The 11,304-nt window shown below is 60.4% G+C and carries 11 protein-coding genes; 5 read left to right on the top strand and 6 right to left on the bottom strand.

Annotated elements, in window-relative coordinates:
- Nucleotides 1-10: 10 nt before the first annotated feature.
- Nucleotides 11-1,528: a DUF2125 domain-containing protein gene (locus tag ACR0J8_RS03020; RefSeq protein ID WP_480522749.1), complete on the bottom strand. Its 1,518-nt coding sequence runs from the start codon at nucleotides 1,526-1,528 to the stop codon at nucleotides 11-13.
- A 134-nt stretch (nucleotides 1,529-1,662) separates the two neighbouring features.
- On the opposite strand from ACR0J8_RS03020, the gene ACR0J8_RS03015 reads away from it, so the two are divergent.
- From ACR0J8_RS03015 to ACR0J8_RS03005, 3 genes are read left to right on the top strand one after another with little or no spacing between them, the layout of a single operon-like run.
- On the top strand, nucleotides 1,663-2,412 hold the full coding sequence (locus ACR0J8_RS03015) for an SDR family oxidoreductase (protein WP_480522911.1): 750 nt from the start codon (nucleotides 1,663-1,665) through the stop codon (nucleotides 2,410-2,412).
- Nucleotides 2,409-3,017: an enoyl-CoA hydratase/isomerase family protein gene (locus tag ACR0J8_RS03010; protein WP_480522750.1), complete on the top strand. Its 609-nt coding sequence runs from the start codon at nucleotides 2,409-2,411 to the stop codon at nucleotides 3,015-3,017. Before ACR0J8_RS03015 ends, ACR0J8_RS03010 begins: the two co-directional genes overlap by 4 nt.
- A complete protein-coding gene (locus ACR0J8_RS03005; protein ID WP_480522751.1) occupies nucleotides 3,014-3,751 on the top strand; it encodes a VOC family protein in 738 nt (245 codons plus the stop codon). The genes ACR0J8_RS03010 and ACR0J8_RS03005 overlap by 4 nt, the downstream gene beginning before the upstream one ends.
- On the opposite strand, the gene ACR0J8_RS03000 is transcribed toward ACR0J8_RS03005, so the two are convergent.
- Entirely contained in the window at nucleotides 3,752-4,048 is a 297-nt protein-coding gene (locus ACR0J8_RS03000) for an HNH endonuclease (protein WP_480522752.1), read from the bottom strand.
- Between the two features lie 47 nt (nucleotides 4,049-4,095).
- Between ACR0J8_RS03000 and ACR0J8_RS02995 the strand changes: the two genes are divergently transcribed.
- Nucleotides 4,096-5,280 (top strand): TIGR03862 family flavoprotein, encoded by a 1,185-nt coding sequence (locus ACR0J8_RS02995; RefSeq protein WP_480888890.1) that lies wholly within the window; start codon nucleotides 4,096-4,098, stop codon nucleotides 5,278-5,280.
- A 1-nt stretch (nucleotide 5,281) separates the two neighbouring features.
- Here ACR0J8_RS02995 and holA read toward each other — a convergent pair whose 3' ends face one another.
- From holA to ACR0J8_RS02975, 4 genes are all read right to left on the bottom strand, one after another.
- On the bottom strand, nucleotides 5,282-6,310 hold the full coding sequence (gene holA / locus ACR0J8_RS02990) for a DNA polymerase III subunit delta (RefSeq protein ID WP_480522753.1): 1,029 nt from the start codon (nucleotides 6,308-6,310) through the stop codon (nucleotides 5,282-5,284).
- On the bottom strand, nucleotides 6,307-6,810 hold the full coding sequence (lptE, locus tag ACR0J8_RS02985) for an LPS assembly lipoprotein LptE (RefSeq protein WP_480522754.1): 504 nt from the start codon (nucleotides 6,808-6,810) through the stop codon (nucleotides 6,307-6,309). The genes holA and lptE overlap by 4 nt, the downstream gene beginning before the upstream one ends.
- On the bottom strand, nucleotides 6,797-9,334 hold the full coding sequence (gene leuS, locus ACR0J8_RS02980) for a leucine--tRNA ligase (protein ID WP_480522755.1): 2,538 nt from the start codon (nucleotides 9,332-9,334) through the stop codon (nucleotides 6,797-6,799). Before leuS ends, lptE begins: the two co-directional genes overlap by 14 nt.
- Nucleotides 9,335-9,406: 72 nt before the next feature.
- Nucleotides 9,407-9,895 carry a DUF3576 domain-containing protein gene (locus tag ACR0J8_RS02975; RefSeq protein WP_170614449.1) on the bottom strand — a complete coding sequence of 163 codons (489 nt, stop codon included), beginning with the start codon at nucleotides 9,893-9,895 and terminating at the stop codon, nucleotides 9,407-9,409.
- Nucleotides 9,896-10,177: 282 nt separating this feature from the next.
- Between ACR0J8_RS02975 and ACR0J8_RS02970 the strand changes: the two genes are divergently transcribed.
- Nucleotides 10,178-11,242 (top strand): porin, encoded by a 1,065-nt coding sequence (locus ACR0J8_RS02970; protein ID WP_480888857.1) that lies wholly within the window; start codon nucleotides 10,178-10,180, stop codon nucleotides 11,240-11,242.
- The last annotated feature ends 62 nt before the right edge of the window (nucleotides 11,243-11,304 follow it).

Genomic DNA, 11,304 nt, shown 5'->3' with positions numbered 1-11,304 from the left:
AGTGGCTGGCTTATTTGATGCGCTGGCCGTTCGCCAGAATCTGACCGTCTTCGGTGAACTTGATAGTCGAGTTCAGCGTGTCCGGCGCGTCACCCGGTACGGCCATCAGCCCCATCATCATCCGGGCACCCAGCGCGTCGTTGTCCGAAATCACTCCCATGCCGATCAGCTTGTCGATCAGGGCGTTCGCCCCGACAAGCTGCAGATTCGCTTCGCCAGCGGGAACCGGCATGCCGCCAGGTTGCTGGGTGTTGGTATTGTCGAACGTGAAGTCACCGTCACCGGTCAGGCGGGCACCCACCAATGAAACCAGAAGCTCGGTGATTTTCAGCGAGTGCAACTCGCCCGGTGCTTCGCCGGTCAGATCTTCTGCCACTTCGGGATCGAAGATATTCATCAGCACCTTCGCCGTTCCGGTGCTATTCAGCGCGATGGTCGCCGGGTCGCGGGGCAGTGCGCCTGTAGGGTCGAAGATGCTCCACAAAACATCGGACATGGTGAAGTCGGTCAGGTTCAACCCAAAGGCAAAGGGCTGGATCTCTTCCGATTGCTGAACCGGCAGTTCGAATTTCAGCCCGGCATTGGTCATCGCGATTTCGATCGGGAACGGCAAATCGGCGGTGGTGACGGCCAGCCTGGTGCTGTTTTGGTTGATGTCGTAGGCAATCCGCTGTGCGTCAAGGCTGGCGCCGAACTGGCCGCCTTCGGACTGGCTGCTCATGGAAAAGGCTTCGCCCTTGCTCGTGCCGGCGATATTGGTCTGGCCAGATGCATAGGTGAACCTGCCCGAAAAGGCGAAACCGGCCTCGTACAGCGCCGCCGGGTCCGACATGTTGAAGTCGGCCGGTATCACGCTGTCGCTGTCCATGACAAGCTGGTCCAGCTTGCCGTCGATTTTGCCGGTTTCACCGCTTTCGGGATCGTCAAAGGCAAGCCCGTACGTCAGGGCGGTCACAGCAAAGGACTGTTTGATGTCGCGCCCGTCGCGGATTCGCATCTGCGAACTGCCGGTCAGGCCGGTCATCGTCATGCTGGCGTCCAGAATTTCCCGGGGCACGGGCTGGCCGTCAACCTGAATGTTGTCCAGCGAGACGGCCATGGAGTTGGCCGTGTAGGTATAGGTCATGTCGTCCGGCGTGCCGGAAACAACCATGTCCAACCCATCCAGGGCGTAGACCACATCGGCAGAGAATTCCTCGCCTTCGGCATTGCCGGTGACGCTCATGGGAAAGGAATCGGGAAAGCCGATGCTGACGGTGCCATCGCCGTTGTCGCCCAGCGTCATTTCCGGGACCTTGATCACGAACTGCCCTTCTTCTTCGGGCAAGGCCATTGCAAGCGTCATGTCCGAGATGGTGGTCACGGCACCCGACACCGACTGTTCGCCGTTTACGGTATAACCCATTTGCGTGAAGTAAGCCTGCCAGTCGGCCCAGACGTCGCTGGCTGTTACGTCGGCCAGCGCCCCCTGGCTGACAACGGCATAAGCCAGAACAGCGCCGCAACTGCGGCGAAGGAAATGCGACATAGGATTACCCTTCTCGATGAATTTTTGCGCATATCGTCGTGCCTGCGGCGGCGGGCGTCAAGGGGGCAGGGCTGGACCAATTCCCCTTGCGCGCGTTACAGAGTCCCCAGATATGATTTTAATGGGGGCAGAGTATTCCGATGCAAGGGAAAACTGTACTGATAACCGGTGCCAGCCGGGGTATCGGCGCCGAGGCAGGGCGCGTATTTGCCGCAGCCGGCGCCAATGTTGCATTGGTGGCGCGCAGCCGCGACCAGATCGAGGCTTTGGCCTCGGCGCTGGGTGACAATGCCATCGCGCTTAGCTGCGATGTCAGCGACTTTGCACAGGTGGAACAGGTCTTGGCCGATTGCGTGGACCGGTTTGGCGGCCTGGATGTTCTGATCGGCAATGCCGGTGTCATCGAGCCGATCTTTCATCTGTCCAATGCCGATCCCGTGGCCTGGAGCCAGGCGATCGATATCAACCTCAAGGGCGTGTTCTACGGGATGCGTGCGGCGCTGCCCATCATGCGCGCGGCGGGCGGTGGTACGGTTCTGACAATATCCTCGGGCGCGGCTTCCAACCCGGTCGAAGCCTGGAGCCACTACTGCGCGTCCAAGGCCGGAGCCAAGATGATGACCGAGTGCCTGCATCTGGAAGAGGCCCATCACGGTATTCGCGCGATGGGGCTGTCTCCGGGAACGGTTGCGACGGACATGCAGCGGGTGATCAAGGCCAGTGGTATCAACGCCGTCAGTCAGCTGGACTGGAGCGATCATATTCCGGCCGACTGGCCTGCACGGGCCCTGTTGTGGATGTGCACGCCGGATGCGGATGAGTTTCTTGGGACGGAAATCTCGCTGAGGCAGGAAGACATCCGCAAAAGGGTCGGGCTGACGTGATTGAACTGGATAAGGCCGACGGGTTGTGGACCGTCACCATCAACAACCCCGGAAAGGCTAACGCGCTTACCGGGGACATGCTGGCGCGTCTGGCCGAGATCGCCGAAAGTGCAACACAGGCCCGCGCATTGGTCTTGACCGGCGCCGGCAAGGTGTTCAGCGCGGGCGCGGATCTGGACGAGGCCCGGGCGGGTCTGGCAACTTCGGATGTGTGGGAGCGCCTTTCGGGCGCAATTGCCGCATTGCCCTGCCTGACCATCGCCGCGCTGAACGGAACTCTGGCAGGGGGCGCGAACGGCATGGCCCTGGCTTGCGATATCCGCATTGCAGTGCCGACGGCGAAGGTCTTTTATCCGGTCATGAAGCTGGGCTTTCTGCCACAGCCATCCGATGCCAAACGCATGACGGCGTTGATCGGAGCTGCGCGGACAAGGCTGATCCTGATGTGTGGTCAGAAAATTTCCGCGCAAGAGGCTTATGCTTTTGGTCTGGTCGACAGGATCGTCGAGCCGGACCATCTGATGACCACTGCCCGTGATCTGGCAGCCGACAGCCTTGCGGCCAATCCCGAAATCGCCGCCGGGATCGCAAGGATGTGCCGATGAGGTTGTCCGCCCTGCGCCTGCGTGTTGACGACCCGGATGCTCTTGCGGGGTTTTACCGCGATGCGTTTGGAATGTCCGTGCGGTGGGAAGGTCCGAACCGGCGGGTCGGTTATGCAGGTCAGGATGCGGATCTGTTGCTTATGCCCGGAGGTGGTGGCTATCGGCACGACCGGGGTCAGCGATACTGGAAGATCGGGATCACTGTGCCCGACGTTGATCTGGCCGCCGCCCATCTGCGCCGAATGGGCGTCGATGTCAGCGCGCCAAGGCAGTTCCTGGATATCGGATATATGGCACATCTGAGCGATCCGGACGGCTTTGTGATCGAATTGCTGCAGCATGATTTTGACGGCAACCGCCCGGACGGGGCCGCCGATCCAGAAGACCCCTTTGCGCGGGCCCGTATCGGACAGGTAACGCTGCGGACGGGTGACCTTGCGTCCGAAGACCAGTTCTGCAGTGGCCAGGGCATGCGGTTGTTGTCGATGCAGGATGTCGCGCTTTATGGATTTGATCTGCACTTTTACGCTTTTACGAAAGACGTGCCGCCAAGTGGTGATCTTTGGGCCGTCCAGAACCGCGAATGGCTTTGGAAACGCCCCTATACCACGTTGGAGTTTCAGCATGTCCCGGATGCGCAATTCTCGCCGGTGCCGGATTACCGGGGGCTGGAAATAGAAGGGCTGGGTGCCGCAGTCAGCGATGCCGCCGGGGATCGATGGTTGCCTGCATAGTCAGCGCCCGCGCCGCTTGCCCGGAACCCTGGAACGGAAGCCGGGTGGTCGCTTTCGCACCCAGATCAGAAACTTCTCAAGCCGGGGATGGGCGCGCAGGGCTTCGACCGTACTGTAACTGCGCGCGAGTTCGGCTTCGGTCAGCGTGGCGTGAACTTCTTTGTGGCAGATCTGGTGCAGCAAAACGGTGGGTCCGCCCTTGCCACCTTTGAGTTTTGGGATCAGATGGTGCACGCTGCCGCTCCCTTCCGGGATCGGGCGGTCGCAAAGCGGGCAGATCGGATCGGTTGTCGCCATGGTATGGCAGAGTCGCGCCGTCTGAAGCACATGACAAGAGGGCAATGATGGCGCAGGCTGTGGTGATCGGAGCAGGTCCGGCGGGTCTGATGGCGGCAGAGCATTTGGCCCGTGCCGGCCATAACGTGCTGGTGCTTGAGGCCAAACCATCCGTTGCGCGCAAATTCCTGATGGCAGGCAAGTCCGGATTGAACCTGACCAAGGATGAGCCCTTTGACACACTGATCCGGTCCTATGGCAGCGCGGCTGACTGGTTGCGCCCGATGATCGCGGGGTTCGATGCGCAGGCCGCGCAGGAATGGGCGCGCGATCTGGGGCAAGAAGTGTTTACCGGCTCGACTGGTCGCGTGTTTCCGAAGGCGATGAAAGCATCGCCTTTGTTGCGGTCCTGGTTAAGGCGACTGGATACGTCCGGGGTGCAGATAAGAACGCGCTGGCGCTGGCTGGGTTGGGAAGGACAGAAACTGCTGTTTGAGACACCCGATGGTCGTCAAAGCCTGTCCAGTGACGCCACGGTGCTGGCACTGGGCGGGGCCAGTTGGGCGCGACTGGGATCGGACGGTGCCTGGGTGACGCATCTTGCGAAGAAAGGCGTGCCTCTGGCCCCGTTCGCCCCATCGAACTCGGCCCTTTCTGTTTCCTGGAGCCCGCATATGCAGCCGCATTTCGGCGCGCCGCTTAAATCAGTTGAATGGCGCGCCGGTGATCTGCGGTCTCGAGGAGAGGCGACCCTTTCGGCGACGGGGCTGGAAGGGGGCGGGTTGTATGCCTTGACCCCGGCGTTGCGCGACGGCGCGGAATTGCAGGTCGATCTCTTGCCCGATCTGGCAGAGGATGTGCTGCACCGCCGGTTCTCGGACAAAAAAACCAAGACAACGCTGTCTCAGTGGTTGAAAAAGAGTTTGCGATTGCCGCCGCAGAAAGTCGCATTGTTTCACGAAATGACGGCGGGGCAGTCACTTACGCCAAAACAGACGATCGAAATGCTCAAGGCTTTGCCCGTGCGTGGCGCGGAATTGCGCCCGATGGACGAGGCGATCTCGACCGCAGGTGGTGTTGTCCGCGCGGCTTTGGACGACGGTTTGATGCTCAGCGTCATGCCCGGCGTATTCTGTGCGGGCGAGATGCTGGACTGGGAGGCTCCGACCGGCGGGTATCTGTTGACTGCATGTCTGGCGACCGGGCGATGGGCAGGCAGATCGGCGGCGGAATGCCTGGAACGGGCAGGGTGAACTAGCGCGACCGGGCCAGCATGGCCAGACGGATCATCGCCCGTTCGACCAGTGCCAGCGCGGGTGCGGTCTGACCGGCTGATCGCAGGGAAAGGTCCGTATCGGTCAGCACCGTCAGCGCGGTTTGCAGCTTTTGCGCACCCCAACCCTGTGCCTGTCGCAAAATCCGGTCGCGGCGCTTGCCGTAAACAGGCGGACGCAGCTTGCCGATACCCTGCGCTGCACCGCCCGGATCTGAAGCGCAGGCATAAAGCGTGCGAAAATGCCGGGTTGCCCCGATGCACAAGGTGACTGCATTTGTGCCCTGCGCCTGCAAACGGCGAAGCAATGGCCCGATTTCGGCCGTTCGTCCTTCGGCAACCACATTCAGGACATCGTCCAACGCCGCTTCGGTCGAGCGCGGCGCGCAAGATTCGACATCTTCGATGGTCAGCTCAGAAGGGTCGCCGCGCTTGTATAATGAAATCTTTTCAACGGTCTGGGTGAAATCCCCTGGGCTGAGCGCAACCGCCAGTTCAGCCAGCGCCGACATCGTGTCTCGGGGGATATTGTGAAGGCCTGCTTCGGACAGAATCCGTTCAACCTCGGCCCGGGAAGGCGGATCGTCGTAGATACCCACGGCATAGGCCGCCGGATGGGTTTCGAACGCCTTGCGGATTTTCGAACTTGGTTTGAGCTGACCGGCGGTCACGACGATCTGCGCGTCGCCAAGCGCCCAGTCTTCCAGCGCTGACAGAATCGCAGGCGCTGCGGTCTCCGTCGCATCCTCGACAAACGCGGCCCGGGGGCCGGGAAAAAACCCAACCGCCTTGATCGCATCCAGCAGCAACGCCGGATCGCCGCGCAATTCCGATCCCGGGATTCGGGTCAGCCGCATCTCTTCCTCGGCGGCCGGGCCCAGAAGGGCCGCCAGAACCTGCTGCCGTTTCAGCGCAACACGCATCGCATCCGCGCCGTAGATCAGCAGCGCGGCCTTGTCCGCGTCGGGCCTGGTAAAATACCCCTCGGCCTCGCGCGGGCTGAGCTTCATGTGGCCGGACCTGTGGTGGCGTACAGGCGATTGACGATCTGATCCGAAAGCATCACCATCAGACGTTCCTTGGCCGCGCGTTCCCCGGCCAGGGTCGAGACGGTTGAACCGGCAGCCGAATAGGCCACGAAATTGGTTTCTGAGCCTGATGCAACCACCTGCCCTGTGGCTTTCGACACAAGCGTAAAGTTGGCCCGGCCATTAATGGTCAGGCGGTTGATTTCGTTGGTCGTAGTGATGGCCGCTGCCAGAGTCGTGGTCGCGACCTGAACATTCAGGTCGTAATCTTCAACCTGTTCCGCGCTGCGCCCCAGACGCTGTTCTAGGTTCTGAACCAACAGGTAGCTGTCGACGTCATTCGGGGCAGACACGACAACCTTCCCGTAGAGCGCTTCGCCTGAACCGCCGGGGGCATAAACCGGCTGGAAACCGCAAGCGGCAACAAACAGAGCAGCTGCAAGCGGCAGCATCCGCCACGATTTGCGATCAAACAACGACATTCACGATCCGGCCCGGTACTACGATCACTTTCTTCGGCGCTGCACCGTTCAGCGCCTTTTGCACAGCTTCGGTGCTGAGCGCGACTTTTTCAACCTCGTCCTTCGCCAAATCCTTGGACACGCTGATTTCCGCGCGGCGCTTGCCGTTGATCTGAATCGGCAACGTGACCGTGTCGTCGATCAGCATCGTCTCATCTGCGACGGGCCATGGTGCGACTGCCACCAGACCTTCTCCGCCCTGATGCGCCCAGATATCTTCGGCCAGATGCGGTGTCATCGGCGACATAAGCTGTGCCAGCGTTTTGATTGCCTGCTTCTGGGCCGAAGCCCCTGCCTTTGATTTGGCCAGCGTGTTTGTGAAGGCATAAAGCTTGGCGATGGCCGCGTTGAAGCCGAAGCTTTCGACACCCAGCGACACATCGCGGATGGTTTTATGCATCTCGCGCAGCAGGTCCTCATCACCTTCGCCTTTTGCGTCCGGGTCCATGGCACCGATCTTGTCGCAAAGGTTCCACACGCGATTGAGGTGTTTATAGGCCGCTTCGGCCCCGGCCGCGGTCCATTCCACATCCCGTTCGGGTGGCGAATCGGACAGCACGAACCAGCGGGCTGTGTCGGCACCGAAGGCAGAAATGATGCTGACCGGATCGACCACGTTTTTCTTGGATTTTGACATCTTGGCCGAGGGGATGATCTCAACCTCGGTGCCGTCGGCCAGTTTGCCGTCGGTCACATCCTCGGGCAGGTGATAGACTGGGCGGCCATTGGCGTCGCGGGTCTGGTAGATTTCGTGCGTCACCATGCCTTGGGTGAATAGGGCATCAAACGGCTCGATGGCTTTTTTCGGCAAGTGGCCCGTGATGTTCATCGCACGTGCGAAGAATCGGGAATAGAGCAGGTGCAGAATCGCATGCTCGATGCCGCCGATATACTGATCAACATTCATCCAGTATTCGGCTTCCGCCAAATCCGTTGGCGTTTCTGCACGCGGGGCGGTGAAACGGGCGAAATACCACGACGAATCGACAAAGGTGTCCATCGTGTCGGTCTCGCGTTTTGCCGGGGATCCGCATTTTGGGCAGGCGCAGTCACGCCAGGTCGGGTGACGGTCCAGCGGGTTGCCGGGTTTGTCGAACGTGACATCGTCAGGCAGGCGAACCGGCAGGTTTTCTTTTTTCTCAGGTATCACGCCGCAGCTGTCACAATGAACAACGGGAATCGGGCAGCCCCAATAGCGCTGGCGGCTCAAACCCCAGTCGCGCAGGCGGTATTTGGTGACGCCTTCGCCCCAGCCGGCCTTTTCGGCAAAATCGACGGTGGCGTCGATCGCCTCGTCACCCGTCGCCTCGGTCAGGCCCGCGAAGTGATTTACCCAGCGAACCTTTTCGGTTTTGGGCGGGACAAAAGCAATCTTGTCGACCGGCGTGTCGTCATCCAGTGCAAAGAAGGTGTCCACCACGGGCAGGCCATATTTGCGGCAGAAATCGAGGTCGCGCTGGTCATGCGCCGGGCAGGCAAAGATCGCGCCAGTGCCGTAATCCATCAGGATGAAGTTGGCGATCCAGACAGGAAGTTCCCAATTCGGGTCCAGCGGGTGTTTGACGCGAATGCCAGTGTCATAACCCAGCTTCTCGGCGGTCTCAATCGCCTCTTCGGTCGTGCCGCCTTTGCGGCATTCGGCAACAAATTCAGCAACTTCGGAACTTTCTGCCTCAAGCTGCTTGGCAATCGGGTGATCCGGCGAGATACCAACAAAGGACGCGCCCAGCAGCGTGTCGGGCCGGGTCGTATAGACGGTGATCGGCTCGCCGCCATCTGTGCGTTCAAAGCCGAATTGCAGGCCGCGCGACTTGCCAATCCAGTTTTCCTGCATCAGGCGTACCTTGGCGGGCCAGTTATCCAGAGTGTCCAGCGCGTCGAGCAGTTCCTCGGAATAGTCCGAAATTTTGAAGAACCACTGGGTCAGTTCGCGACGTTCCACCAGCGCTCCGGACCGCCAACCGCGCCCGTTTTCCACCTGTTCGTTGGCCAGCACGGTCATGTCGACCGGATCCCAGTTCACCACGGCGTTTTTGCGATACACCAGCCCGGCTTCGAGCATGTCCAGGAACAAGGCCTGCTGCTGGCCGTAATATTCGGGGTCACAGGTAGCGAACTCGCGAGACCAGTCGATCGACAGGCCCAGCGGTTTCATCTGCCCGCGCATGTCGGCGATGTTTCCGTAAGTCCAGTCTTTCGGGTGGCCACCAATCGCCATCGCGGCGTTTTCCGCTGGCATCCCGAACGCATCCCAGCCCATCGGGTGCAGCACGTTGTGGCCGGTCGCCAGTTTATGCCGCGCGATCACGTCGCCCATCGTGTAGTTGCGCACATGCCCCATATGGATTCGGCCGGACGGGTAGGGGAACATCTCAAGCACGTAATATTTCGGCTTGTCCGCCTTGTGGTCGGCGGTGAAGATCCCGGCCCTGTCCCAGGCCTCCTGCCATTTTGCTTCGATTTCGTTGGCCGAGTAGCGCGACATGGTGCGGTCCTTCGTGAATGAAAACGCCGGGCATGAACCCGGCGTGGTAATATTGCGATTTGCGGCGGGTGGCTAGAACTTGTTGTCCGCAATGCGTAGCTGGCGTGCGCGGGACAGGATTGCATCCTCGACCGCGCGGGTGGTTGCGGCACTGACCGGAGCGCCGCCACTGGTTTGCAGCGAGACAGTCAACGAGCGCGCCGCCAGCGCCGGGTCACTGATATGGACCGTCGCCCGGTACGAGCGCCCGCCACCCGGTGGCTTGCCATAGCCGGTCACGATCACACCGGTAAACGGGTCAACTTCCTGTACTGGAAGGAAATTCAGCACATCCAGCGAAGCGCGCCACAAATAGCGGTTCACATTTGTGACCTGCTCGGAGTTGTTCGGTCCGAAGACATCCCAGATCGTTGTACGGCCCGGATCGCTGAGTTCGCGTTCGTCTGTCGAAGAGCCATCGACAGTCAACGAGCGTGCATCCCCCGGCAATGGCTGGCTGCGCCCGCAGGCGGCGACAGCGGCGGTCAGTATTATCAAACCCAGAATCGTTTTCAGGCGCATCGTCGACAGGTCCTGCTTCATTGGTTTTGCGTTGTTGGTTGATACTCCTAGACAAGGCGCAGTGCAGCAACAAGCCTATTCTTTTCTTATATTGGCGCAGAATGCGGGTTCCGGGGGTGGAAATCGACTGTGGCATCCTTGCACCAATCCGGGGCCAATGCAGGCGACGCAATTAAGGTAAGCTTGCGCGAAGGGGGCAAAAAGAGCGAAACGGTGTCCGTGCTGAGACATGTGCTGAGGCATATGTCGAGTAGAAAAACTTTTGAAACCGAGGGAAACAAGATGAAAAAAGTTCTCTTCGCATCGACCGCTCTGATTGCAACCGCAAGCGTTGCAGCGGCTGATGTTCGCTTCAGCGGTTACGGCCGTTTTGGTATCGGCTACCAGGAAGACCGTAGCTTCTCGACCTCCGCCGTTGTCCGCTCCGTGACAACCGGTGGTGCTGTCACCACCACAACCCTGACTGCATCGGTTCAGGGCTCGGACACCATCCTGGTATCGCGCTTCCGTCTGAACATCGACGCAAACGTTGAAACCGACGGTGGCGTAGAGTTCTCGGGTCGTGTTCGTCTGCAGGCTGACGAAAACGCGGCAACCGGCGAAGCCAACTCGGCTGGCCTGAACGGCGCACGTTTCTCGGTCATCTACGGTGGTCTGCGTGTTGACGCCGGCAACGTATCGGGTTCGTTCGACAACTTGGCAAACTACTACGGTAACGAGCCTGGCCTGGAATCGTTCATCGGTCAGTACTCGGGCGTTGACTACAGCTTCCTGTCGTACTCCTCGACCGGTTCGGGCGCAAACGCTGTGTTCTTCCAGTACGCAGTTGGTGATTTCGCCTTCGGCGCGTCGTACGACCAGGTTGACACTGTGACCACCACAATCGGTACCGTCGCAGGTGGCCCGGCTCTGACAACCGTCACCGGTTCCGGCGACCGTTGGGACGTCAGCGCGACCTACAGCTTCGGCAACATCACTGCCGCTGTTGCTTACGGTCAGACCGACGTTTCGGGCGGTGGCAGCAAGCCTAGCCTGGCTGTTCTGACCCTGGGTGGCGAATGGGGCGACTTCTCGGGCACCCTGTTTGTTGCTGACGATAAAACCCGCGTAAGCGGCACCGACGGCACCGCATACGGTCTGTCGCTGGCCTATAACGTTGGCGCAGCAACCACCATCACCGCAGCATACGGTGACGGTTCGGCAAGCAACGACACCCGTCAGTATGGTATCGGCGCTATCTACGACCTGGGCGGCGGTGCATCGCTGCGCGGTGGTGTAGGCAGCTCGAAGCCGGGCGGCGGAAGCAGCACCATCCGTGCTGACTTCGGTGCTCAGTTCAACTTCTAAGTTGATCTGAAACCGCAAGGTTTGAGGGCAGGTCGAAAGACCTGCCCTTTTCTTTTGTGCCG

This window comes from Ruegeria sp. N11 (assembly GCF_056531525.1).
This window is presented reverse-complemented; position numbering and strand designations above follow the sequence as displayed.